This window comes from Collimonas humicola (assembly GCF_018304945.1).
Taxonomy (GTDB): Bacteria; Pseudomonadota; Gammaproteobacteria; order Burkholderiales; family Burkholderiaceae_D; genus Collimonas; species Collimonas humicola.
Window position 1 is genome coordinate 372766 of record NZ_JAGQEE010000001.1, and the last position, 23429, is coordinate 396194.

The window sequence follows — 23429 nt, forward strand, 5'->3', positions numbered from 1 at the left end:
ATGATCCTTTCCTAGAACTCTGCCGAGGCAGTCACGTACAGATTTGGACCAACAACAGCATTGGCAGGTGGGTATGGTCCAAAACCAGGGGAATAGTATGCAACGACACTTACGGAATCTGGCGTCGCCAGATTTCCTGATGTGGCAAAGGCCCCGGGGTATGCTGTGTACGCAACACCCGGCTCAACGAACGCCCACTGACCACTTCCCGGTGGAGAGCCTATGTAGTTGCCTGGCACAAGGCCATTCGATACACTTGGGGTTGCCCTCATAGTGGCGGACATCGGGAAATTGATGTTCAAACTTCTCGCGCCCCCGTTTACGGCATATTGCCCTTGCCCCCAGATGTTGTAGTAGCGCCGGCACAATTGCAGCTCTTGTTGAGGCGACCTCACTTCAAAAGGGGTTGCTACAGTTCCAAGCTCCAATTGAATGTCTGTGAATATTACATATCTGCCCACAGTGTCGAAGATATTTGATGCTGATGAGTGGCTGAGATAACCGCCGGTAGCCCAAGTATTTAGTGAGGGAGCATTGTTGGTTGTGCCGGCGGCCCCATAGAATCCCACCCACATACCGACGCCGTTATCATTCCTCCATGTGCCGGAAGTATCGCCTGGAACGGTGACAGAAAATTTTTGTGCGGTTGTACCTACGGTCACTGTGGTTACATAGCTTCTATTCGTCGCCGCATTTCTAAACGACACTGGGACAACTGTGCCGGCGGCGCTGGCAATCGCTGAAAACGACAATGTGAATGTTTTTGCGGTAGGGGTGCCAAGCAAAAAATCAGCTATATTATTTCCCTCAACTGCTTGAACCACTCCGAAAAAATCCCCTGCGGCCAATGATGTTTTTTGCGCGTCGCACTGGATATACACGTTATTATTCCCACCCATCGCTGAAGGGAGGGTTGTGCTTCCGGTGCCCACCCCACCTGTAATTACCCCCGAAATACTTGCTCGCATCCGATCTATAGGGAGCATGGCATCGGCCGTAACTCTAGGGTTTATGTATTGCTGAACCCTCATGGAGCCGTTGATGATGCGATTCTTGAACGCCATCGCGCCACCATTGCCAATTTGAGATTTTATTGCCCCAATACCGCTGTAATCATTCACTGTCCACTTGGTTGTGTCCGAAACCAGCTCAACAGACTCGCCAGCGCTCAATGTAAATACGTTGGCCGACAAAAAACCCGAGTCCATGTTTTCAGAGGCGTTGGCTTTGATGGTGATGGTTCCTGTTGCAACATCCGCGAACAGGTTTATCTTTGAGCCATTGGGGCAGCTTGCTACTGGCGGCAAAGTCCCCGTGATGCTCGCCGCTGTGCCTCGGACGAGTTGCCCAAGCACTGAAGTGGTGAATGTGGTGTTGGTGGAGAATGTAGCAATTCCGCTGTACGCCTTGCCGGCATTCGAGGCGGCACTTGTTGCACTGGTGGCCGCGGCTGATGCTGAATTAGCCGCATTCGTCGCTTGTGTTGCAGCGGAGGATTGTGAATTGGCTGCATTGGTTGCGCTGGCAGATGCCGCAGTAGCGCTATTGCCTGCGTTGGTCGCCTGCGTGGTTGCGACGCCCGCCTGGGCCGTTGCGGTGGCAGCGCTCGCTGTCGCATTTGTCGCGCTCGCTCCAGCCGTCGAGGCACTTGCTGCTGCTGCGGTTTGTGATGCAGCAGCAGCGGTTGCCGAGGCCGTAGCATTGGCGCCAGCGTTGATGAAGTCAGTAATGTTCCTGATGGACCCAAAGGAGCTAATCAGCGTGGCAACTTGAGAAGAAAGCGAGGCAATAATGCCTTGCGTCTGGAAGATGCCATAAGCGGCGCCGGACATTGCTGGGCCGCTGTAGTTCGTGGCCAGTGTAATCTGCGTTGCTGAGTCGACCGACAGCACTTCATGCGGAACCATGTCGCTCCCCATGAAAGCGAAGCCGGGCGCGACATTCGTTACGAAGTCAGTGCCAACGCCAGCAACAACCGCCGAGCCGACGCTTACTGAAACTGTTCCTGTTTTATACCAACCCATATTTTCCCCTTTTTAATATCCCGTTACGTCGATGACCATGCCCAAGCCTGTTTGAAAAGGCGATGTCTGACTTGATCCAGCTGTGAATTCCCTCACATTGATTTGCGACATCGCGCAACCGTCGGATGTGGGCATAATTGCGTACAGCCAAATCAGGCAATCCCACGATGCTCCGTTCCCGGTGTTATTTTGGAAGAACGAAAAGTACGACATGCCACCTTTCGCCATCGTCGCCGCGTATGTTCTGCCGGCCGGCAGCCCGGTCAGCGAAGCCGTAGCGTTGGATGCGTTGTACCCTTGATACAGGCAATTGCCGCGGAATTTCATGTACTTGTAACCGCTGTCGAAGGTCTTCTTGCCATTCGCGTCGAACACTTGCAGACCCCAGTTGCTCGTAGCCCCTCCAGGCCGATCGAACACGAAATATGTGATTCCGTATCCGTTGTATGCGCTGGCGCAGACCAAAACAAAAGTCCACGTACCATTTCCGTTATTCACCTGCGATTTCAAGCCGACGGGGAATGTGCTCACCCAGGCAATGATCGGGATTTCGGCGGGAACTGTTACTGTCAATATCGAATACTGCGATGCATCGCTTGGCGAGAACGAGCCGCTTGATTTGACAGTCATCGCCAAGTTGAAATAGTTGTGGTCGATCTGAACCTGGCCAGCGTCTCCATAAACTGTTAGACCAAAATCCGACATTAATAGACCCCGAAAATAAGTTGAAACACGTATCCGGTTGTGTAGACCGTCCAGGTCAGGGTGTTGCCGGAAACTGATATATCTGGGTACTGCACTTGCGTGTTCGCTACCGGGTAATTGATGGCAGACGGATTGACAAAGTAAAACGGCGTTCCCTGCGAGAGACCTGGATGCACCAGGGAGCCACTTGCACTCGCAGTCAACACTCCTAATATCCGCGTCAATCGGTCTGAGGTTGTGAATCCCAGGCTCCCGTCCGCGTTAAATACCTGTAAGCCGTAGGTGGACATCAGGAAATCTTCCCGAGTTTCACCCGCGGTACGTTCCCGTCGTCGTAGACGATGATTGTGGTTTCGTTCATCGTAGTGCGCCCACCGTTGGCTGTTGAGCCATTCATCTGAAACGTGCCGCCCTTGTCCAGCACCCATACCGGCAGGCCCGTGGTGGGGTTGACTGCCGTTGACTGAATCGTGTTGCCAATCATCGCGTTGGTGATCCAGCCTGTTCCTATAAGCGCCTGGTTGATAAAGGTCTGGCCACCCTGAATGACAAATGGAGAGGTGAAGGTTGTTGCGCCGCTGCCGGCGATCTGGTTGAGAACTCCAAATCTGTCTGCCGTCACCAAAACTTGGGACTGCGTAACGCCGGATGAATTGTCCACGCCTACGCCGATGCCGGCTATATAAGTCTTCCCATCTGCCGTTAGCTGAGTTTTGATCGTGTACATTGCTGACAGCTGGCCGTTCATATTCGCTATGACTGTCGCGTTTGTGCTGGCTGCGGCCTGCGCGCCGTTGGCCGTGGCTTGAACAGTGTTGATCAGCGTCGCCTGAGCGCTATCGGCGCTGGCGCGCGCCGTGGACTCCTGTTGAATTGCCGCCGTGTTCGCGCCTACCGTTGCCTGCATGTTCGTGATGCTTGTGGCCAAAGCAGAGTCGGCATTGGCTCTCGCCGTCTGCTCGGATTGAATCAGTGCGGTATTGCCGTTGATCTGAGCGCCCAGATCGGTCCTCAGTGTGGCCGTCGCAGTGTCCGCGGTAATCTGGGACATGATCTGAGTGGCGGCAAGGGCGTCGCTCGACTGTGACATCGTGTTGTCCAGCTTCGGGATAATGGCAATCTGCGCTGCCAAATCTTTAGCCAGCTGAGTCTGGTTAATTTGACCAGATAAGTAGGTCAAAATATCAGTCGCGTCAGAGCTCGACTGGCCATTCACTCCGGCGCCGGATGGGTAGTAACTGCCGATATTGCCGCTCTTGTCTACAAGGCGCCCCCAAAAATAGAGGGATGCGCCGGCGGCCAGGCCGAGCATCGTGTATTTGCTTTGCGGGAAGGCCATATCCGTCAGCTTGACGGCATCGCCGATATTCGGTGTTTTGCCATACCAAATTTCAGTCGTTTGGGTATCAAACGCGCCGCCACTCGGGAAGGTCCAGTCAATCTCGATGCCGAAGGTCAGTGATTTTGTCGTCAGCGACGTGATTGCCGGCGGCGGTGTGGTTTTTCCCTGTAGCTTCGTCTCAACCGAATACGCGGGAAGGGAAGCCGATCCACCAGCGTTGACCGCAATAACCGACGCAACATACGTTCCGGCGTAGATGCCATTTACATCCACGCTCGACTCACCAACCCTGCCGGCGGCGACATAGGAGGCCCCGTTGCGCCTCCACGCCACAATGTACGCAACCGCCCCAGCAACAGGTGTCCACGATATTGTCATAATCGTGTTCGCCATTCCCTGTTCAACATAGGAGTTCGAGCTGATGACAACGTTGGTTGGCGGCGCTTGCAGCGATATTCCGTGATTGACGCCAATAGGCGCCACGTCGAACTGAAGGCCGTATTCAATCTTCGCAAACTTGTTCGGATCGTACTGAACAGCGCCGATTTCAACTATGTTCGGCTCAACCTCAGTCATGCTCACCACGCGCCAAATTTCCGGCACCAAGTTGTCGGCCGCCAAAATGAAGATGGCGCCGGCCACTGGCTGCGCCGGTAAGGATGCCGTGAGCGTAAGCGTGTTGGTGGAGCCGGTTGCGGCGTTGACCGCGCTACTAAATACGCCGCCATTCTCCAGCATGATGTTGATGCTGTATGTATGACCGGACACGATATTGACCGGCGCGTCCAGCGTGAGAACGTTGCCGGCAATGCCGTTAATTCGCCCACCCATGCGGGTCTGAGAGCGGTTGATGTCGGACGTGTTGATGATTGCGCCTGGATACAGCATTGCCGCTTCAAGGCTAGCTCGAAACGTCACCACTTCCGTCTCATTGCCCTCCGAGTACAGTAGCCACTGGCCGATGCGATGCGCCTGCCCGCGCGAGGTGCAGCCAAAGGCCACTATTTGCGCCGACTTGACGCCATACAGGGAAACGGCGGCGTCGTCTGATACGTACTCAATGTCTTGCCGGTATTGCAGTGCCGGGTTATTCCACGACACCTGAACAGTCGTGTGTCGCGATTTGATCGATGATCCGACGTAGCCAAAATTGCCGTCAATCACGTTGGCGTTGGTGAATAGCGCAATCGGGTTCGCCGGCGCGTCCTGCACAACCATCATCGAGCTGGCCGACCACAATGCAATTGCCCTGAAGATGGAGGCGAAATTTTGAATCACTGTGAATGCCTCTGCCTGTGTTTGCAGGTAGAGGTTGCACGTAAAGCGCGGCTCCATTTTCTGACTGCCATCCACGTTCAGGAGTCCGCTAGGCACCATGCCGTCGCAATACTGGCCAATGGTGTACAGCCCCCACTTATCAACTTGCGAAACGTCGATGTAGTCGCCAAGGCCGTAGCGCGCACTGGTCAACAGGTCGAAGTAGCACCATGCTGGATTATCCGACCATGCCAGCTTGAAAGTTCCATCCCATAGGCCGGTGTACGTGCGCGCAATTGGGTCATAGTTGCTTGGGATGCGTATCACCAGCCCCTTGATGTCGTATGCCCGCGCCGGGATATTCTGAAACTGTTGACTGTCGATCGACATCGATACGACTGTTGAATTGGGGTACGACAGGTGCGTAGGAATGACGCTCGTATAGGTGTCCCACCAGGTGTCGTTTTCCAGCGTCGTTACCGTGCTGTCTGGCGTGGTCCGCGAAACGCGTATGTCCCACGGCGCCGAACCGGTCAGAGGAACCGTGTATGAGCGCTGATACTTGGACGAAGTTTTGCCGGAAATGGTGTCGTTCAAGCGGTTAACGAAGCCGCCACCATTGGTCTGCACGTCGATGGCGATGCCAACCGACGTGCCGCTGAGGTTGCCATTGGTCATGTCCCGCACTTCCAATGATGGCACAGAGAGTGTAATGACTGCGTAAGTCACATTGCCATCGGTTATGGTGCGAACAATAGGGGTGCTGTTCCTGATCCTTACGTTTACGACGGTCTCCGAGCGCACGTCGCTCGTTCCGAACGAAACGGGGGCGGCGCTGATGTCCTTGCTTCCTTGCGATTGCGTACCGGTTGACCAGAACAGGCTTACGCTCTGAAAATTGAGCGTGCCGTCTGGATTTTGCAGGGGTGTTCCGTCCAGATACACCGATTTCGCGCCATCAACAAGACTAAATGTCTCGCCCTCGGAGAGTAAATCAAGAATGTGCGCGTACTGCTTCGAGCGAAGAGAGTCCGGTGCCTCGACCGGTGCCTGGCTGCCGCCGCCACCTTTGCCGCCACCGCCTGCGCCGCTAATATAGACATCCTCTGTCATGGTGTGCTCCATATTGCGTAAGCCGGCTGGCCGGTCGCAGCGCTGGCCGGCGCCGCGGCAACCTGTGGGATGGCGATGGTTTGCTCGACCGACAGGCCGGCGGAAATGACTTGCGAGCCTACGATCAGGCGGCCATAGCACACCGGCACAGGGTTGCCCTGAGCGGTTGTGTTCACGGCTCCGTTGAATGAATAGGACGGCGTGTTGCCCGGCTGCTCTTTGGGTGCGGCAGTGCCCGGCGGGGAAAACAACATGGTCGCAATACCACCAATCACCATTGCGTAGCCGGCGTTGGTGAGTGGTACGCCAACGGTGCCAAAGCCATATGCCGTGGCAACCATGCCCACGACAATCATGACCGCGCCGACGATGGTCTGAAGCGCTCCGGCTTTTGCGCCGCTCACAAGTGGCACTATTTTTATCGTGCCTGATGACCCGCAAAATGTGAGGTCATCAACGCCGATGCCGTTGTCATCAACCAGCACGTTGTATCCGGGGGCATGGCCCACCAGTGCACCGGTGAAACCGGGGTGGATTGCGCGCAATGCGCGCACTGCCTCGGCGGGACTGGCAACGTCGAGCAAGAAGCTCTCGCCGAACTGTTCGCGCAAATGTCCGTAGAGCCTCACTTCGCGCATAGCAGCTCCTTATGACGAATGATCTTTATCGTGCACTTCTCCCAATACCCGCCCCAAGCGTCAATGCTGGACAGTCGGTGCATCAGGTGTTGCAAGATGCGACTCTCCCCGAGATAGATGGCGCCGTGGTTTGGCGTCGAGGCACCAATTTGCATCAACAGTACGTCGTGTTTTTCAATGGTGTCTACCCCAACAAAGCCGGCCTTGGCGAAGTTTTCCATGTACATATTGCCGCCTGTTTCCCAGAAACGATCCGGGTGAGGGAAGTCGGGCAGGGCTATCGAGAGCGTTCTCTCGTAATAGTCTTGGATCAACTTGTAACAGTCGAGTACGTTGTACGAAAACTGGCGCCCAACCAACGGGGCCTGATAGCCACTTGGCGCGAATTCGTGAATAGCACCGGTGGGCCAGTTCACGATCAGCCAGGGTACGCCGGATTTTTCGCAGCTGACCAGATCGGCTTCGCTTGGTTGCGGGGACACATTGGGATGTGAATGCACGATGCACGTAATGGTGCCTGCATCCTGGGCCGCGCTGTAGTCAGCAGGGTGGATTGTGAAGTGGTCGTTCCCCGAAGCGATGTTGCGGCATGGCACATAACGCTCGCGTCCTTTGCGCACCAGGACGAGGCCGCAACTCTCCCGAGGAAAGTCGTCTCTAGCGTGGTCGCGGATCGCTTGGAGCGTTTCTGGTGTCATGGTTAATCCGTGCAAGTATGGGGAGGGCTGAATTAGCGACTACCTAAATGGTAGTCTATTATGCCGCCAAGCGCACGCCGAATCACGGTAATTTGCCCTAGCTAATTAGACCAACTCCTGGGAACCCGCCGAATGGCAGCAGGCCGTTGGCGCCGTACCTGAGCTTGCAATCAGAGAGTCGCTTGCCGCACTTGTCGATGGTCGGGTCGCTTGTTGGATTGCCGAAGGCGTCAGCCACAGGGGCGCCAGCGTAACCGCACTCGCCAGAGCGATAGACCCATGAGCAGTTGTTTTTGATGATCTGGCGGCGTGGCAGTTGCACACCCTGAATGTCGAATGCGCTTGACAGCTCCCACTCAATCAAAACAGGTGTCTCGTTCGATTTGCGGTCAATAAAGTACATTTCGTCGGGGAAGTGCTGCGTCGGATCTGCTGTTGGATTTCCCGAGGGGAAATTGGCTGCGTCCAAGAAGCGCGCGTAAGTGCGCTTCCGCGTGACTTTGCAGCCAAGGAAATACGAGTTGGCGCGGGCGGTGCTCGCCATCAGTCCCTGAATATTGGATACGGACACAACGGGCCGGGGAATGGTCCCGTTGCTTCTCTTGTCAAATCCAGTGGCCGAGATGGGAAACCGCGTGTATGCATTGCCCTGCCAGGTGACATCAGTATTCAAGCCATTGACGCCTGAGTGGAACCGCAGTATTCCACTGCCGTACTTGGACAGGTCCAGCTCAAACAGTTCAACCAATGCGCTAGGTGCGAGGGATTGGACTTCGGTTGTGACGGTATTGGACATAATTACACTCCGAATGCTTGTTCAAAAACGGCGGTGCATTGCCACACGTACCCCGGCATGGCGTTGCATTGATAGTCGGCGCAAACGAAGCGTAGCGATGCCGCGGCGCCGGGAGGCGTCCAGTCGAACGCCTGCGTGCCGCCCAGCGCGTCCAAAAAGTTCTTGAATGGCAGGTGAGCTGTTGGACTTCCGCCAAATTCAAATGTGAGATTCCACACGTCGGGATTGGGATTTAGACCGTTCGGCGTGCGCTGCGTGTAGCCGTCGCCAAATTGCGCAGCTAGTACCTTTGGCTTCTTGGCCAGGTTCGCCGTGGCCGGATTGAAAGTAAACGCACTCATGCCAACAACCCCCCGTTTCGCTTTTCGTCCAAGATGATCTGGCGCACTTTGTCGCCAAGCAGCTTGGTAAAGGCCACGGCCTGTTGTGAGTCAGTTCCCTTACTGCTAACGTCGCTTGTTCCAGACTGAACATCAACGTTCATGATGATTTGCACGCCAGCGCCGTTGCTGGTGGCGGAAGAGGCGATCTGACTGTTGGGAATGATTGTTCCGCCGCCCGATCCCATGCGCAGAATTTCGGGGCCATTTTCGCCAACCTGGTATTGCATGCCGGGCTGCACATCGCCACCGCCCGCGCGGCCGCCGCCAAAAGATGGGGACATACTGAAGCCGCTGCCGACAGCGGCTTGTGCGCCGTCCACCGCGCCGTATGAGCTGCCGCTGCCGCCGAACGCGCCGACAGCCATGTCAACCATCCCGGCAATTGCCTTTCGCAAGAGGATGCGCTCAATATCGGCCAAAATTGACTGCGCCAGACTGCTGAAATTGAGTTTGCCGGTGGTGGTGAAGCTGGCAAACGCATCTTCGGCCCCCTTGAAGGCGCCATTGAGTGCGCCGCCTATGGTGTCGCCGCCTTTCTTTGAATCGTCCACATATTTTTGCAATGACTCCCTTGCCTCGAACCAGGGGTCCTTCGGCGCGCCGGTGCTTTGCGCCGACTTGTTGATTTCACCTTGCAGACCTGCTTCGACGCTGCTTGCGTTTTTCAGCTGCGGATTCGCAGTGGATAGCGCTTTCATCTTGGCCAGAATGTCGGACAGTTGCGTCGCGTAGTCCTGCGACAGCCCGTTGATAACCTTCTGCCCGTCAATGGAGGTCAGCTGATAGCTCTTTACCTGCGCCTGAACTAGCGCCACCTGCTCGCCCTCGCGCTTTTTGAGTTCGCTTGCCTGTTTTTGCAGATCAGCGAATTCCCGCTCTGGCGCGAGTATTGCCTGTTCCCGGTCAAGGTATTCCTTGCGATCCTTGTTGATTTGCTCCTGCAATTCCAGCTGCGCTCTCAGCGATGCCAGGCGGTTATCCTTCACGGATTGGCCGGCGGCATCCTTCACGGTCAACGACTGTTCCGCGGTAATTTGCGCCTTCAAGCTGTTGATGGTGGCATTGGATTGCGCATCGTCCAGCGAGCGCTTCTGGGCATAGTAGTCGGCGTCTGAGACGAGGTTGTGCTGATGCTCCAGATCGAGCAACCTGGTGCGTTCGGCAATGCCTTCTTTTTCGAGCGCCAGCTGTTGGGCCTGCGCGTCCATTAGCCCCTTGACGCGCGCGGGTTCGGTGTCGCGCTCCTTGGGCGCCTTCTTTTCCTTCGGCGCGTATTCCTTTTCAATGCCGGCGGTGATCGTGTCGTATGCGCCGCCCGACACGTTGCCCTTTCCATCAACGCTGACGCCAGTCATCAAGGGGTTTCCATCGTTGGCAAGGGCGAGCGCTTGAAACTGTTTTTTTACATCGTTCAGCGCGCGCTGCTTGGCAACGTTGCGATCGTATGTTGTGACCAGCTTATCGATGGCATCTGAGGCATTATTGGCAGCCGTTTGTTGCTGCTTGTGCAGGCCTTCAGCCTGAGATTTTGCAGTCTCGCTGGCAATCTGACTTTCCAGCTGCTGGTCGCGCTCGTCGCCGCTATAGCCTTTTGCGTGGTCTTCAATTTCGAGAATGGCGCGACTCACGGGGTTTGCCTTGCGCTGCTTGCGCAGGGCTTGCTCTTGCTCTGGCGCAGCCATGCCGAAGCTGTACGATGTGGCTGATTTGGCCATTTCCCAATAACCCTTGGCGGCATTCATCGCGCTGTCCCAGACCCTGGCCAGTCCGCCAATTTTCGACTTGGCCTCATCGATGCGAGCCTGAGTTTCGGCGTGTATGGTTGCCGACAACAGGTTCATTGCCTGTTCTTTGTCGCCTTGCAGCTGCAACTGTTTGATGTGCTCGTAGATGTCGTTGTCGAGCATGTGGTAATGCTCGTCAAAATCCAATGCAAATTTGCTGACGTTGCCGTCCATCTTCGCGAATTCTTTAACAACGTCGTCCGCGCTCTGGCCCGTCATTACCGCAAACGAGGTTGCCGCCGCCCCCATCTCCTTGAGGGTGTCTTGGGTGACATGACCGGTATTGATCAGGCCGACTAAAATGTCATTGGTGGCGTCAATGTTGTGGTTGGCGTTCCCAAGCGCTTGTGCCAGCGCCATCACGCCGCCCGTGGTCTGGCCGGAAACGTCGCCGGTTTCCTTCAGTGCCTGGTTGATCTGGTTCATTTGCGTGTACACAGCCGCCGCAGGAATGGCGATGGCGGCAATGGCGGCGGCCAGGGCAAGTGCGGGTAGGGCGGCAGCGGAAAACAGCGCGGTAGTGGCGCCAGTAGCGTTGCCGAGCACAAACAACGAACTGCCCATGCGGGTGTAGCTGCCAATCAATGCATCATGGCCCACGCGCAGCATTTCCATTTTTGCCAGCGACGAACCCATGCTGAGAGTGTGACCAGATTGCGCCTGGCTGGCAGACTCAATCTTTGCAATCAAGTCCTCGGTAACGCCGGAAAGGCCCATTTCGGCCGCTTGCAGGCGCAACAGTTCTGCGCCACTCAACCCGGCCGCTGCTGCTTGCCGCTGTAGCTTTTCTATAAAGGCAGTCTGCCCGATGGTGAGCTTGTCCTGCGCGGCCGCGGCCTGTTGCGTTGCTGTGGCGCTTTGCTGCACGACCTGAGTCATTTGCGCCGTTTGCTGCGTGACGCGATTGGTGGCGCCCTCAAGCCGAGCACCGGCGTCCCCGAGCTTGTCAAGATCGGTTGCGGCGGTCTTCACCTGGCTGGTGTCAACTGCGATGCCAACTGTTGCCAAATCGACGGTCATGCTTTTTTCTCCTTCATTTGGGCCTGCATGAACGCGCCATCAATCCGCTTTATGACGCTCACTTCCCAGGGCGTTAGCGGACATCGCATCAATCGCGACCACGCTTCAATTTCCGCGTATTGCAGCGGCAGTATCCCGTAGCCTGTATTGCAGCGCGATTCGCAAAAATCTATAAACAGTTGCCACAGGTAACGCAACTGTTCTGGGCAGTCTGGGAAAACGTACTCTTCCGGGATTTTGCCGGATTGCTTGGCCACGATAGCTATGTGCTGCCGCAGCGTCGCCCCGTCGCTCTGGCGCTCATCAAGGGTGAATTCACCCTTTGCGAACGCCAGCAGGTCAGCAATTAGCCCTTGATGAAATTTGCCCGATTTCCGATTGCCTGATCCACCTGCTCGCGCAACCACGGAAAGCGAGAGTAGAGCGCCACGGCATTGTCGAAGTTGAAGGACGGATTGGCGCCTTCCAAATTGAATTTCGTCCACGAAGTAGTGCAAGCCGCCAGCAGCTCAACGGCATCTTCCTCGCGCTCTTCCTGCGACACGGCGCTGGGCTTGAATCCACCGTTCTTTTCCATCTTCGCCAGGCGGCGGCGGGCCTGTTCGATGGAGATTTTTTTGAAAGCCGCGCCGTCGCTGCCGAGCACGGTAATACTGAAGCCCAGCGGCTCCTTTGTAACCGGATGCAGGATATCAACGGCAGTCCCGACATTGGCGAACTTGATCACATCCAGTGTGGACAGGTCAAAAGCCGTGTTGTTTTTTTGTTCCATAGCGGTCATGCTCCAATAAGCTCCAGGCGCGGCATGCGCCCGGATGGTTGAAATTACGCCAGCGAGTCCTGAATCGTCAGGGTCGTGTTGTTGTTGGGGGACGTTGGGCCGCCGTTTATGTCGAGCAGCGCGACATAAGGCACGGTCATCACCAGACCTTTTTCGCCGTCGTCTTTGGACGCACCGCCACATTTGATGCGGCTCATGGTGAAGGCGATGAAGTTGGCCGTGGGAGTGTTGTCAGTGGTGAAGACGCACTGCGCCGACGCCTCGGTTTCGTTTACGAAGATGTCGCGAATCGTGTTGTCCTGGAAGTAGATCGTCATCTGACCAGACACTTCCATTGCACCCATGAAGATGTCCGGTCGCGTGTTCTGACCAACCACCTCGCCGGATGTCATGCCAGCCTTGGCCTGAATGTTCATTCCGGTAATCAGGCCGACCTGGGCACCATTCAGATACAGGGCGCCGTTGACAGCCGCCAAGGAGCCGCCATTGGAAACGGGCATCGGGGTAGGGAAGTACGCGGCCTGCGCCGGCGTCATATCCTTGCCCATGAAGTTCAGATCGATGGTGGAAAAGCCTGTGGCCGGCAGCTTCACGTCCATCTGGTTCAGGCGGCAGCCGGTGAACACCTCAGACTGTCCAATATCGGAGAACCAATGCTCGATTGTGTACGAGTCGTTGACCTGGCCGGAAACAGCCATTGCCACCTTTCTGCCGGCCTGGGTGACGACGACCGAATCGCCGGCCGCCTTGGGCGAAAATGCGGCGCCATTCAAGAAAAAGCCGCTCATCACAGTTGGCGTCAGGTTTGTGACGTAAAAGTTGGTTGCGTTGTTTCCGGTGGCGGTTGTCAGCCAACCAGTCCACAGCACCACGTCACCCGTCTTGAAGCCGTCGGTGATCCACGATCCCGCCGAACGAGTGAATGTGCCGCCGCTGCCGACTGTTTGCGCAGCGGTCACGGTGGTCAGCGCGGCGCTGGCTATTGCAGCCGTCCATGCGGTGCGGCAGATGGTTGCCATGAAGTCTTTGTAGGTGCCGACCGACAGCTCGCCGGAAATGGTGCCGTCAACCGAGCGCATGCCATGTCGGAAGTTTGCCACTTGGTAGTCGGGGCGGATTTCTTTCGACTGGTAGGTGGCTTTTTTCAAGTCGAGATTGCTGGTAACGCGACGCAGGGATTGTGCGAACGGTAGGTTGGGGGTGGCGACTACGCCGAAGGAAAGCTCCTTTTTATAGCGCAGCTGCTTGGCTATGCCGGTTGCGATTGTCATGATTAAATCCTTTCATAAAGACTACCAAAAAGGTAGTTTACAAGGTCAAATAAAAGCGCGACAAACAAAGTGTCACGCGTAGATGTCTGCGTAATAACGAATCCGCACCGGCACGCAATAGCGATCTCCGACAATCATACCAGTGGAAACAGTTGGAGTCCGGTCAATTTGCACGGTCACGCCACTATAGGAAAACGACTGCCCGCGCCGGAAGGCGTTGCGAATGAGGTTTGCCATCTGTCCGCTGGCCCCGCTACCTTGCAGGCCGCCATTGGCCGCGAGCGTCGGATAGCAGAGCATCACCTGGAAGATGCCCGATTCCCGGTGGAAGTTGTCGCCAAATGTCGGATTGGTTGTTTCCGCCGGCATCAGCACTGGCTTTAGGTAGGGCACGCCGGCTACCGGTGTAAATGGCATGTTCTCATAAGCCGTTGCCAACAAGGGGGAAACAGTTGCCAGCTGGGTTTCCAGCGCAGCGCGAATTTCTGGCAGGCTCATTTTGTCTCCGCGACGGCTTGTTGGACGTAGTTCTCGAATTCGACAACGGTGATCCCGACCATACCGTTCGGCGCCTGCGTCGAGTGCCCGTATTCAAGTGCCTGTGCATAGGGCAAGCTGTTGGTGATGTAGTGAATGCCGCTTGCCTCTGCCTGGGCAACGCGCGCGCCTATGCTGTCGATGGTATCTCGCCCATCGCTGTCAACGGTGCTGACAGTGCCGCTTGGTGCAACATTGAGGCCATGCTGCCAGTTGGCACGAAACCGGCCGCCAACATATCCCGGTGGCGGCTTCTCCTTCCATAGGGACGGATCGCCGACCGGAGACTTCATTACCAGACTGGTCCCAACGGCAATTACGCTCTTGCGGGCCACCTCATCGGCGCGACCCTTCGTTTTTTCGATCAGGGCGCGCAGGTCCAGGGCAAAGTTTGCCATTACGCTTTCCTCACTTTTAGCTTGTAAACGGCAACCAACTCGCCCGCATATGCGGGATTGGCCGCATTGACCAGAAAGGACTCTCCGTCAACCGTCAGTTGGTCATTTGGCTTGGGGGCGATGAGCAGCGATAGACCTGCAATGACCACGTTCTTGTCGTTTCTCACCACAAGCTCACCTACCGTCAGGTCTTGTCCATTGCCCGGTGTAACGATGGCCCGGAAGCTGCTGACCGTCTCGATGGCTGGCGCGCTGCCCGATGTCCGATCGTATGTGCCGGGCACGACTGCCGTGTATGTGATGGTTTTGCCGCGCTTGTTGATGAGACGCAGCGCGGTCTGCTGCATGCGGAGGTCGAAACTCATAACTCAACCCGCACACCGACTGGCGGCACTGTTCCGCCTACCGCCAATTCGATAGGGCGTTGGCGCGTGTTCATGTGCGCACCAATGGTGACATTGCGCCGCTGGCCGCCAGGAGAGGACGCAAAATCATATCCACTTGCCTGTAGCGTGTGTGCTGTGGGCTGAAGCGGTCATAAACTGTGCTCACGGCTCCTGCAACGCTCTCGGAGATGATGCCTTGCTCCAAATCGGGCGCCAGGGGCGTGCCCAGTGCGGCGGCGCGGGCGGCCAGCTCGGCCTGGGCATTTTTGACCTCGTTCGGGATCACGTAGAACTGAATCATGTAGTTGATCGCCATGTCTGTCAAAATTACGGACTTGCGCGGCCAGTCGAGCGCCTGCAAGTTCTGCGAGCGGTATCCCTTCCAGCGGCCGCGGTATGCCTCCGTCATGTAGTCGGCAGCCAGGCGCAGCATTTGCTCCTTGACCGGCGTTGCAAGCGCCATCCAGGCGGCGTTGCCGCGGTTTGCGTGATAGGTATCGGCATCAGCAGTCGAAATGTAAGATTCGGCTGCTGGCATGCCCGTTCCGTCTTCGACTACTAGTGCCATGTTCACGTCCTTTAGATTCTGAGAATTGAGCCGGCGGCCACGTCGCTTCGTGACCGGCCGGCTTGTTGCTACTGCTTTTCCGGTTTTTTCGCTTCCGACTTATCATCAACGACAACATCGTTGTCGGTCAGGTCGTCCCGATTGATGATGCGGGTCTTGCCCCCAACATCCTTGTCGCGGATGCGAACGGTTTCCAGCTGCCCCGATGGATTGATTGTGTTACTCATGATGCGCTCCGGTAGTTGAGTTGCGTGACTGGTCGATTAGGCTGCTGGAGCGTCGACTGCTTGAGAATTCTCAGCAACCGCAACAGTTGGCTCGATTGGCGCCTGCAAACCGCCGGCGGCGTCGGGCAGGTGGGTGTCGGTGGTCTCTGCAACAGCCGTTGGCTCGGCAACCACAGTCGCCGGCCCATCGCCAGTGCTAGCAGCTTGCGCGGCAATGGCTGCTCGCTGCTCAACTCGGGCCTGCTCATCCAGCGCCTCCTGCGCCAAAGCTGCGGCTTGCGCGTCTCGGGCGGCCTGCTCGTTGGCGGCTGCCTGGACCGCAGCGGCGGCAGCTTCTGCGGCGGCTTTGTCGGCAGCGGCTTGGTCTGCGACAATCTTGGCGGCTGCCTGGGTGGCGACATCTTCGACCGTTACGGCAACATCAGCGTTCAGGCCGTCCAGCACGGAGGTAACGGCGATAACCAGGTCGGCCAGATCAATAGTGCGGAAACCTTGGGCGACGGACGGGTCAACGATTTTTACGGTGCGAACGATAGACGACATGATGTTTCCTTGTGTTTGAGAGAGTGTTGAGAAAAACTTCTTGATGGCGTTCCACATGACAAATTCCTTCAAATGCCCGTCCTGTGCGCTCACAGGACGGGTTGTCTACTGACGGCTGTTAGCCCGCGATACGAGTGCCCAGTTCAGGACGGACGCAAGCGCCGCCGTACAGGATGTCGAACGCAAAGCGGGTACGTTGATACTCGCGCGTGATCTGCAAGCGCAGGCCCAGGCCGCTTACTGGATCGACCTGGGCAGAGCTGATGACCGCAGGGTGGGTGACCTCCTTCAGTGGACGGGTCGCAAACGCGATCGCGTCACGGTGGAAGGCCAGGTTCATCACATGGCTACCCTTGAGCGACATCGTTTCAGTGCCGGTCAGCGCCGTCTTCAGTGGCGGGTAGATTCCGACGTTGGTATTGCCGACCGCCAGGGTGACCGGCGAAGTCACAACGTAAGTCTGATTGCTGCCCGCGAAGCTGATGATGTCGCCCTGCACCAGCGGAGACGCATTGGTGGCCTTGGCGATTGACACCGAAGTGGCACCCACCGGTGTAGGGGCGGCTGCCGTTGCTGCGCCGGCCGACAGCGGGGTGGAAATGAAGGTCGGCACTTGCTGGTCGGCATACCAGTCGAAGCCGACCTTGCGACCGATAACGCCTTCGACCAGGGTTTGTGTGTTGCCCGCCATTTGCGCTTGCGAAAACATCGGCAGGACGATCGCATTACCTTCAGCGTCCATGTCCAGCACGATGCGACGGTCGCCAGTTGGCGCGAGCTGTTTATTCAACAGTTTTCGCGCGCCGGCCGCCGCAGTCGTGTCGCTGGCGAATGGCGTAGTGCCTGGCGTACCCGCCATGCTGTAAAAGCTGGTGCCGAGGCCCATGATGTAGGCATTCACGTTGTTAGCGATTGCCTTGATCGCCTCGGACGCCTGCATCGGGATCACGCCATTCATCGACTGCATCACATCCTGGTCGTTCAGGTAGAACGGCGCCTCGAACCATTGATTCAGTGCGATAGGCACGCTGGTCGGGCCAATGTCGGCAGTGGCTGGCGGGGTCGCGCCAGGCACCACAGCTTGCGCCTGGATGGCCGAAGGGATCGGCACGTTGATGACCGAGTTCTTTTCTTCTGCGGCGCCCTGGTAGTCGGAGTTGACCAGGCGCGGCATCACGTTCATGCCGCGCAGTGCCATTAAGCCCTGTGCCAGCAGTGGGGTGCTTACGCTCGAAATGTTATTTGGCATGGATAGTCCTCTCTGGTGATGCGACTACCAAAAAGGTAGTCGACAATTTCAAAAAAATTAACCGATCTTCACGGCGCCGTTCACGCCCTTGGCCAGTTCCGCCAAGTTCGCGCCAATCGCCGCCTTGTCGTCGGCGGCAATGATCTTGACGTTTCCGCCATGACCTTGACCGCCGCCGGCGCCGCCACCACCGTTCGCAGGGGCCTTGACGAAGTGCTTACCCTCGTCGGTCTGCGCCCAGCCGGTAACGAAGTCCGCCAGCGGTTTGTCGCCGACGAGCGCCTTGCGTGCATCACCTTCAGCCACGATCTTGACCTGACCCTTCAACATCGCCTTCACGGCCGGCAGGAAGTTCGGCTCAACACCAGCTTTCACCAGCGCTTCGGACAAGCCGTTTTCTACCAGCAGTGTTTGCGTGAAGCCGCTTTCGGATTCGAGCTGCTTTTGCAGGGTCGCCAGGGTGGTTTGCGACTCTTTCTCCAATTTCTTGAAGTCTTTGTCGCGCGTGCCAAGCTGGTCTTGCAATTGCGCTACCCGGTCTTCGAGTTCCGCATGCTTTGCCGGATCAATCTCGCTCCCTTTTTTTGCCTCGCGCAGTTGCGCCAACAGCGTTTTGTTGTTGGCACTCAGCTTTTCCACGGCGTCCGCTGTACTTGCGGTTGCTGTGGCTACAGCTGTGTCGACGGCTTCTTTAAGGGCGGCTTTGGTTTCTGGGTCGTTTGCGTCAAATGGCATGATGGGTATCCTTCAAAGGATGGTTGCGGGGTACAAACCCCAAAAAAGGCATTCGCCGATACAAATCAGCTGCGCCCGGCGTTGCAAAAACTACGATTCATACTTCGCCAACAGTTGAGCCAGCGAGAGCGGATTGCCAGACTGGTCCAGCAACTGTTGCAGCGTGATTGTTCCGTCGCGATACAGCTGCGCGCGACCCTTGCCAAGCTGCTGATCCAGCTGGGCATCGGTGCGACCGGCAAGCCACTCCTTGAAAGTCATGTTTGCGCCGACCTGGCCGTCCCGGCTGGCACGGGTGGACATCGGGAATTCAGGCAAGTCGATGCCCATGTCCTTAAATGACTTTGTGACTGGCACCATCAGCGATCGACAGCCCCAATGGCGCGGGCATCCGCCGTTGTAGGGCAGGGTGGTTTCGCCCATTGGCTCGTAATTCATGTCCCACATCGCTCCGCTGTATGCGATGCAGATGTCAGACGTGTGGCCGTCGAGCGTGGAAATCTGTTGTAAACCATCCACAATGTCCTTGTTCTGCTGGAACGTCATGGTCCGCGCTTCATTGGCGACGGTCTGCACGCTGGCCTGTACCAGTCTCGATGCGCTGGTGCGGCTGATATCCATAACGCCGGGCGCGCCATTCTTGCCGATGATGCGGGCAACGATCTGACTGTTCGTTTCCGCTTGAGCAATGCCCTGGCGGACCTCGTTGGAGAATCGAAACGTGGTGTCGCCGGCCTGTCGCTCCCACCATGCGGCACTTGGCGCGCCGTGGATCAGCGCGTCGGATGCAAGCGTCGCCAGAACGTTCGGCGTCGGCATGGCAACATCGAGCGCGACCTTGATTGCCTGCTTGAGTGCGCCGCGGACGGCCGCGGCTTCAACTTTGGCCAGGCCGCCCATCTTGGCGCGCGTCACGTTGTCGATTTCTGCGTAGTAGTCGCCAATGATGCCGGACGTTTCCTTGAGCAGCGAAGCCGCGCGACCTTGCGCCAGATCGGTCAACTGGTCGGACACTAGGCGCGCCGTCAGATCAACCTCCATGCGCTGCAAGATGGCAAGCACCTTGGCGCGGACGCCGGCGCCGAAGCGCAATAGATTCACGCCATGCTCAATGAGCAAGTCAGCAATGAATCTATCCGCACTACCCATGTGTTGACCCCTTTAAGAGACTGTTCCGCTTGTTGCAGGTAGTTCGTCAGCTGTTAAGGCTACCTTATTGGTAGTCATTCTAGACGAAATTGGAGGTGCGTTTGCAATTTTCGCCTGCTCCTTCTCAAAAGTCGCCGTGCTGGAGATGATTTCACCTTCCTGCAGATTCTCGAACAGGACTTCAGAGCTGATTGCACCAGCTTGCCATGCGCCGACCAGGGCTTGCAGGGTAGGCGCATCCATCGGCACAGGGAAGAAGTCGCGGTTGATGTCGTAACTGACCTTGCCGGCGGCGCCGGCCCACTCAGCGAAGATCGTCAGCGTCTTCGTGATGCCGAGAGATAGAACCTGCGCGATGGCCGACAGAATAGATGTCTCGCCGCCGTGGTGAATGGCCGCGGTGGTCGCCGTTTCGTTCAGGCGCTTGTCGGCAGCCAGCAGGCGCGCGCCAATGGCCGCCATCTGCGCCTCCTTGCGATCAAGGTTGCGCTCCAGCGCGCCCAGGCCGCCGCCGCCGAACTCCAGATAGCCCACTCGCGTCGCCGCGTCCTGAAAAACCCAGGCTGACGCCGATCCGATATACAACTTTTCGCCCTCAATGGACGGCGTGTAGCCGCAGACGTATGGTGTCGGCAGGCCGGTGAAGTGGCAGCCGTGTTCGTAGTCGGCCGATACGCGGAAGTGGGCAATGTTCAGATCCACCAGGTCAATCAGCGGCGGCAGCTGTATGTCGGTCGTGATGCAATCGACGCCAAGGAAGGCGATCGGGATTTCGCGGAGCGGCTGGCCGTTCATGAGTGGAATCTGGTCTTCGCCGATCTGCACCTGGCTGTCGGATGCCTTGTCGATCTTGAACAGTCGAACGCGGTAGGCCAGTTTTGTTGCGTCGGCCGGGTCTTGGGTCAGGTCGAGTACGCGGTATTGCGTTTGCGCCTCGCTGGCGAACTCGTCAATCTTGACTGTTGCTTCCTCAGTCAGCACCACCATCAACAGCTTGGTGATGTTGTTGACCGCGCCGGTACGCCAGTTGATGATCGACTCCGCCGTGTAGCGCTGAAGCGTCGGACGCAAGCCCATTGCCTGCGCGCGCGCCACGGTGATGATGCCGTCCCTGTCGACAACGGGGAAGTCGACCAGCAGCCCGCAGCGCCCAACAGTCATGCATTCTCGCGCCACCTCCTGGGCGAAGATGTGCAGCGGCTCGCCGCCCATCGTCACGTCTTCCAGATAGTCCTTGATGCCGGCCGGCGCCTCGATGATCTCCGGCTTGCGAAACAGCATGCCGCTTAGGCCGCTGATTGTTCGCCAGGTCGCGTTGAAGAATGCGGCGCGCGTCAGGTAGGCTTGATATGCCTCGGGCGTCTGGTCGGCCAGCTGCGGCAGATAGCTCAAGCCATTCTTGCGGATGGCGTCCTGGCCGGCGGCGACATCGCGGCAACGCTGCCACTTCTCCTTCATGGCGGTGTAGTCCTTGTGTTCCGTGGTGACGGTCTTATTGTTGACTGTTGCGTTTGCCATTAGGCACCCCCGATCTTGATTCTTGCCATTGGTTGATTGCGTGACATATAGGTGAGCGCCTGCGTGGTGCTATCCACATCGTCGTCATGCGCTCCATTCGGAAATTGCGAGTGCGAGTGAACGTACCCGGCGACCTCCGCGTGACCCTCCGGTAAAAACACTCGGCCCGCTTCAATCAGCGGCGTCACCAGATTCGCACATGCTACCTTATCGGTAGTCTTGCCGCACGCAATAATAGGCAGGCGAGTTTCGCGGCGCAAGTCCTGAATGAGAGATTGCCCGCTGGCTTTATCCTCCACCAGCAAGGCATTCGGCTTGTATTTGGTCGCCAGCGATACCACCATGCGCTTCAGGTCTGGGAATTCGAGCTTGTCCTTCCAGATATCAATCAGGTAGTAGCCAAGATCGGTTTCGCCCCATGTGGTACAGACGGAGTAGTCGTTCGCCTCTTTGTTTTTGAATGCCGTGTCCCACGACTGGATGATCCGCTTGAACTTCGGCGCGGCCGCCGGGTTGTACCAACTCCACCAGGCTGTCTTGAAAATGCCGCCGCCAAGCGGGGCCGGGCGCTGCATGTACTGGCCGGCGAACACATACGGGCTGCTCCGCTCCATCTGGCGCAGGGTCTCGATGCTGTGCTTCCACGGCCAAAGCGCCTCATCCTTGTCATTGATCGCCGGAATGTTGAGCACGCGCCATTCCTCGCCGCTGCCTCCGCCGATCAACCAGCCGCTCAGGTCTTCTTCATGCAAGCGCTGCATGATGACAATGATCGGCGTGTCCGGATTGTTGGTCCGGCTGGCCAGCGTAGTCGGATACCAGTCGATCACGCTCTGCCGCGCGGTGTCGCTTGATGCTTCGCTGGCCTTGTGCGGGTCATCAATGATGATGGCGCCGGCGAACCCGTCGCGCAACTTGCCCGCGCCAAAGCCGGTGATTGTGCCGCCGGCGCCGGTCGCGTACACCACGCCGCCGGCGGTCGTCTTCCAGTGCGCTTTTGCCGACGATGCCAACTTAGTGTCCGGGAAAATCTCCGCGTAACAGTCGTGCGACACCTGGCCTTGCGTGTTGGCGCTGTTGTTTTCGGCCAGTGTTGACGAATAGCTGACGTGAATGAATTCGCTATCCGGCACCTTGCCAAGCGACCAAGAAATGAAATTCAGTACGGCGATTTCGGTCTTGCTATACCGCGGAGGCACGTTGATGATGAGGCGCTTGCAGCGTCCGTAGAACACGTCCTCCAGGGCGTCGCAGATCACCTTATGGTGCCAATTGTCCTTCCACTTGTAGCCCTTGCGCCGGGCAAACGTGTACTTGGTGTAGAAGTGAAGGCTGTTGCGGGCCATTGAGGCCCAAACCGCGCGCTCGGTGTCCGTGCCGATCGGCAGCGCGTTCGTGGTCATCAGAACGCGTCTGCGGCCTTTTTCATGGCATCGGCAACTTGGGCGTCACTCACCACTTGCGACTTGAACGGCTGGCCGTCCTTATTGCCAACAGTTGCATCAACCTTGGCCGGGGCGTCGAGTCCCAGCAACTTAGCCTTGCGCGCCATGATGTTGAGGCAGGCACCAACAGCCAACAGGTCGCCGTTGGTCGCAGCTTGGTACGGCTTGCTGAACATAGCGTCTAGGCGCTCAAGTTCTAGCTTCAACACATCCTCCGCTGGTTCCCGGATAATGCGGGTGAGGGCGGATTGGATGGCGAGATATGCCCCTTGTGGCGTGGCGTAGCCCAATACCTCGGCAATCTGGGCGTAGGTGTATGCCATCTTGCGGTATTCGAGTGCCTGGAGCTGCTTTTCCTCCACGGCTTTGATGCGGCGCGGGCTGGTTGCGCTCTCACCCCGGCTTTTCTTGCGCTTCTTCGCTACGACCGGCTTCTTCGCTTCTGGCTTGGTGGATGCTGCTGATTTTTGCGTCTTGCGCTTGGTCAGATTAACAGTCGCAACAGTTCCCTCAACAGTTGAAACTGTTTCGCCATCCGGTGCATTGTTGTTCTGGTCTATGGTCATGGTATAAAAAAGCCCACGGTTTTACGCGCGGGCTTCCTTTCTGCCTTTTGGCAAATTACATCGAGCCGCCTTGCGAAGCTGCCGACTTGCTGGCGGCCATGCCTGCACGGTGCGCAGCGCTGGAGCTGCCGGTCGACTTCATGGTGGAACGTGCCGCGCCACGATATGCAGCGTCGCGGCCCGACTTCTTGAAACTGATAGCGCCAGTCTTGGCGTATTGCTTGTCAAATGCTTGTGCGCGCAAAGATGCCATTTGGTATCTCCTTAGAACGGTCCGAGAACACACCCCCGGCGGT

The 23429-nt window shown here is 57.3% G+C and carries 24 protein-coding genes; all 24 read right to left on the reverse strand.

All coding sequences use genetic code 11. The features are described from left to right. Window positions 1-11: 11 nt before the first annotated feature. The 24 genes from KHU30_RS01685 to KHU30_RS01800 all read right to left on the reverse strand — a co-directional run bounded on the left by KHU30_RS01685 (window position 12) and on the right by KHU30_RS01800 (window position 23386). Window positions 12-2024 (reverse strand): hypothetical protein, encoded by a 2013-nt coding sequence (locus KHU30_RS01685; RefSeq protein WP_211440913.1) that lies wholly within the window; start codon window positions 2022-2024, stop codon window positions 12-14. A 12-nt stretch (window positions 2025-2036) separates the two neighbouring features. After that, window positions 2037-2729 carry a hypothetical protein gene (locus tag KHU30_RS01690; RefSeq protein WP_211440914.1) on the reverse strand — a complete coding sequence of 231 codons (693 nt, stop codon included), beginning with the start codon at window positions 2727-2729 and terminating at the stop codon, window positions 2037-2039. Window positions 2730-3018: 289 nt separating this feature from the next. Next, window positions 3019-6441, reverse strand: coding sequence for a host specificity protein J (locus KHU30_RS01695; protein ID WP_211440915.1), 3423 nt, complete (start codon window positions 6439-6441; stop codon window positions 3019-3021). Then, window positions 6438-7079: a tail assembly protein gene (locus KHU30_RS01700; RefSeq protein ID WP_211440916.1), complete on the reverse strand. Its 642-nt coding sequence runs from the start codon at window positions 7077-7079 to the stop codon at window positions 6438-6440. The genes KHU30_RS01695 and KHU30_RS01700 overlap by 4 nt, the downstream gene beginning before the upstream one ends. Beyond that, the gene (locus tag KHU30_RS01705; protein ID WP_211440917.1) at window positions 7067-7777 is read right to left on the reverse strand and encodes a C40 family peptidase; all 711 of its coding nucleotides are present in this window, start codon (window positions 7775-7777) and stop codon (window positions 7067-7069) included. Before KHU30_RS01705 ends, KHU30_RS01700 begins: the two co-directional genes overlap by 13 nt. A gap of 97 nt (window positions 7778-7874) precedes the next feature. After that, a complete protein-coding gene (locus KHU30_RS01710) occupies window positions 7875-8573 on the reverse strand; it encodes a phage minor tail protein L (protein ID WP_211440918.1) in 699 nt (232 codons plus the stop codon). 2 nt (window positions 8574-8575) lie between these two features. Further along, a complete protein-coding gene (locus KHU30_RS01715; RefSeq protein ID WP_211440919.1) occupies window positions 8576-8914 on the reverse strand; it encodes a phage tail protein in 339 nt (112 codons plus the stop codon). Continuing rightward, window positions 8911-11760, reverse strand: a complete 2850-nt coding sequence (locus tag KHU30_RS01720; protein ID WP_211440920.1) for a phage tail length tape measure family protein — start codon at window positions 11758-11760, stop codon at window positions 8911-8913. Before KHU30_RS01720 ends, KHU30_RS01715 begins: the two co-directional genes overlap by 4 nt. Then, on the reverse strand, window positions 11757-12167 hold the full coding sequence (locus tag KHU30_RS01725; protein WP_211440921.1) for a phage tail assembly chaperone: 411 nt from the start codon (window positions 12165-12167) through the stop codon (window positions 11757-11759). The genes KHU30_RS01720 and KHU30_RS01725 overlap by 4 nt, the downstream gene beginning before the upstream one ends. Next, entirely contained in the window at window positions 12107-12541 is a 435-nt protein-coding gene (locus KHU30_RS01730) for a hypothetical protein (RefSeq protein WP_211440922.1), read from the reverse strand. The genes KHU30_RS01725 and KHU30_RS01730 overlap by 61 nt, the downstream gene beginning before the upstream one ends. Before the next feature lie 44 nt (window positions 12542-12585). Next, entirely contained in the window at window positions 12586-13812 is a 1227-nt protein-coding gene (locus tag KHU30_RS01735; protein WP_211440923.1) for a phage tail tube protein, read from the reverse strand. 72 nt (window positions 13813-13884) lie between these two features. Further along, the gene (locus KHU30_RS01740; protein WP_211440924.1) at window positions 13885-14310 is read right to left on the reverse strand and encodes a phage tail terminator-like protein; all 426 of its coding nucleotides are present in this window, start codon (window positions 14308-14310) and stop codon (window positions 13885-13887) included. Further along, window positions 14307-14747, reverse strand: coding sequence for a hypothetical protein (locus tag KHU30_RS01745; RefSeq protein ID WP_211440925.1), 441 nt, complete (start codon window positions 14745-14747; stop codon window positions 14307-14309). Before KHU30_RS01745 ends, KHU30_RS01740 begins: the two co-directional genes overlap by 4 nt. Beyond that, window positions 14747-15112 carry a hypothetical protein gene (locus KHU30_RS01750; protein WP_211440926.1) on the reverse strand — a complete coding sequence of 122 codons (366 nt, stop codon included), beginning with the start codon at window positions 15110-15112 and terminating at the stop codon, window positions 14747-14749. The genes KHU30_RS01745 and KHU30_RS01750 overlap by 1 nt, the downstream gene beginning before the upstream one ends. A gap of 70 nt (window positions 15113-15182) precedes the next feature. Next, a complete protein-coding gene (locus KHU30_RS01755) occupies window positions 15183-15701 on the reverse strand; it encodes a DnaT-like ssDNA-binding protein (protein WP_211440927.1) in 519 nt (172 codons plus the stop codon). Window positions 15702-15769: 68 nt separating this feature from the next. Next, entirely contained in the window at window positions 15770-15928 is a 159-nt protein-coding gene (locus KHU30_RS01760; protein ID WP_211440928.1) for a hypothetical protein, read from the reverse strand. 36 nt (window positions 15929-15964) lie between these two features. Next, window positions 15965-16528, reverse strand: coding sequence for a hypothetical protein (locus KHU30_RS01765; protein WP_211440929.1), 564 nt, complete (start codon window positions 16526-16528; stop codon window positions 15965-15967). Between the two features lie 61 nt (window positions 16529-16589). Then, on the reverse strand, window positions 16590-17720 hold the full coding sequence (locus tag KHU30_RS01770) for a P22 phage major capsid protein family protein (protein WP_211440930.1): 1131 nt from the start codon (window positions 17718-17720) through the stop codon (window positions 16590-16592). 57 nt (window positions 17721-17777) lie between these two features. After that, on the reverse strand, window positions 17778-18455 hold the full coding sequence (locus KHU30_RS01775; protein ID WP_211440931.1) for a hypothetical protein: 678 nt from the start codon (window positions 18453-18455) through the stop codon (window positions 17778-17780). A 90-nt stretch (window positions 18456-18545) separates the two neighbouring features. Beyond that, window positions 18546-19556, reverse strand: coding sequence for a structural protein (locus tag KHU30_RS01780; protein ID WP_211440932.1), 1011 nt, complete (start codon window positions 19554-19556; stop codon window positions 18546-18548). Window positions 19557-19616: 60 nt separating this feature from the next. Then, window positions 19617-21122, reverse strand: a complete 1506-nt coding sequence (locus KHU30_RS01785) for a DUF4055 domain-containing protein (protein ID WP_211440933.1) — start codon at window positions 21120-21122, stop codon at window positions 19617-19619. Next, window positions 21122-22525 (reverse strand): phage terminase large subunit, encoded by a 1404-nt coding sequence (gene terL, locus KHU30_RS01790; protein WP_230427149.1) that lies wholly within the window; start codon window positions 22523-22525, stop codon window positions 21122-21124. Before terL ends, KHU30_RS01785 begins: the two co-directional genes overlap by 1 nt. Beyond that, the gene (locus KHU30_RS01795; RefSeq protein WP_211440934.1) at window positions 22525-23133 is read right to left on the reverse strand and encodes a hypothetical protein; all 609 of its coding nucleotides are present in this window, start codon (window positions 23131-23133) and stop codon (window positions 22525-22527) included. Before KHU30_RS01795 ends, terL begins: the two co-directional genes overlap by 1 nt. 55 nt (window positions 23134-23188) lie before the next feature. Continuing rightward, on the reverse strand, window positions 23189-23386 hold the full coding sequence (locus tag KHU30_RS01800) for a hypothetical protein (RefSeq protein ID WP_211440935.1): 198 nt from the start codon (window positions 23384-23386) through the stop codon (window positions 23189-23191). Window positions 23387-23429: the final 43 nt, after the last annotated feature.

Excerpts from the sequence above, each read along its gene's own strand:
- KHU30_RS01685 (WP_211440913.1), bottom strand. The coding sequence starts at position 2,024 with ATGGGTTGGTATAAAACAGGAACAGTTTCAGTAAGCGTCGGCTCGGCG.
- KHU30_RS01690 (WP_211440914.1), bottom strand. The coding sequence starts at position 2,729 with ATGTCGGATTTTGGTCTAACAGTTTATGGAGACGCTGGCCAGGTTCAG.
- KHU30_RS01695 (WP_211440915.1), bottom strand. The coding sequence starts at position 6,441 with ATGACAGAGGATGTCTATATTAGCGGCGCAGGCGGTGGCGGCAAAGGT.
- KHU30_RS01700 (WP_211440916.1), bottom strand. The coding sequence starts at position 7,079 with ATGCGCGAAGTGAGGCTCTACGGACATTTGCGCGAACAGTTCGGCGAG.
- KHU30_RS01705 (WP_211440917.1), bottom strand. The coding sequence starts at position 7,777 with ATGACACCAGAAACGCTCCAAGCGATCCGCGACCACGCTAGAGACGAC.
- KHU30_RS01710 (WP_211440918.1), bottom strand. The coding sequence starts at position 8,573 with ATGTCCAATACCGTCACAACCGAAGTCCAATCCCTCGCACCTAGCGCA.
- KHU30_RS01715 (WP_211440919.1), bottom strand. The coding sequence starts at position 8,914 with ATGAGTGCGTTTACTTTCAATCCGGCCACGGCGAACCTGGCCAAGAAG.
- KHU30_RS01720 (WP_211440920.1), bottom strand. The coding sequence starts at position 11,760 with ATGACCGTCGATTTGGCAACAGTTGGCATCGCAGTTGACACCAGCCAG.
- KHU30_RS01730 (WP_211440922.1), bottom strand. The coding sequence starts at position 12,541 with ATGACCGCTATGGAACAAAAAAACAACACGGCTTTTGACCTGTCCACA.
- KHU30_RS01735 (WP_211440923.1), bottom strand. The coding sequence starts at position 13,812 with ATGACAATCGCAACCGGCATAGCCAAGCAGCTGCGCTATAAAAAGGAG.
- KHU30_RS01740 (WP_211440924.1), bottom strand. The coding sequence starts at position 14,310 with ATGAGCCTGCCAGAAATTCGCGCTGCGCTGGAAACCCAGCTGGCAACT.
- KHU30_RS01745 (WP_211440925.1), bottom strand. The coding sequence starts at position 14,747 with ATGGCAAACTTTGCCCTGGACCTGCGCGCCCTGATCGAAAAAACGAAG.
- KHU30_RS01750 (WP_211440926.1), bottom strand. The coding sequence starts at position 15,112 with ATGAGTTTCGACCTCCGCATGCAGCAGACCGCGCTGCGTCTCATCAAC.
- KHU30_RS01755 (WP_211440927.1), bottom strand. The coding sequence starts at position 15,701 with ATGGCACTAGTAGTCGAAGACGGAACGGGCATGCCAGCAGCCGAATCT.
- KHU30_RS01760 (WP_211440928.1), bottom strand. The coding sequence starts at position 15,928 with ATGAGTAACACAATCAATCCATCGGGGCAGCTGGAAACCGTTCGCATC.
- KHU30_RS01765 (WP_211440929.1), bottom strand. The coding sequence starts at position 16,528 with ATGTGGAACGCCATCAAGAAGTTTTTCTCAACACTCTCTCAAACACAA.
- KHU30_RS01770 (WP_211440930.1), bottom strand. The coding sequence starts at position 17,720 with ATGCCAAATAACATTTCGAGCGTAAGCACCCCACTGCTGGCACAGGGC.
- KHU30_RS01775 (WP_211440931.1), bottom strand. The coding sequence starts at position 18,455 with ATGCCATTTGACGCAAACGACCCAGAAACCAAAGCCGCCCTTAAAGAA.
- KHU30_RS01785 (WP_211440933.1), bottom strand. The coding sequence starts at position 21,122 with ATGGCAAACGCAACAGTCAACAATAAGACCGTCACCACGGAACACAAG.
- terL (WP_230427149.1), bottom strand. The coding sequence starts at position 22,525 with ATGACCACGAACGCGCTGCCGATCGGCACGGACACCGAGCGCGCGGTT.
- KHU30_RS01795 (WP_211440934.1), bottom strand. The coding sequence starts at position 23,133 with ATGACCATAGACCAGAACAACAATGCACCGGATGGCGAAACAGTTTCA.
- KHU30_RS01800 (WP_211440935.1), bottom strand. The coding sequence starts at position 23,386 with ATGGCATCTTTGCGCGCACAAGCATTTGACAAGCAATACGCCAAGACT.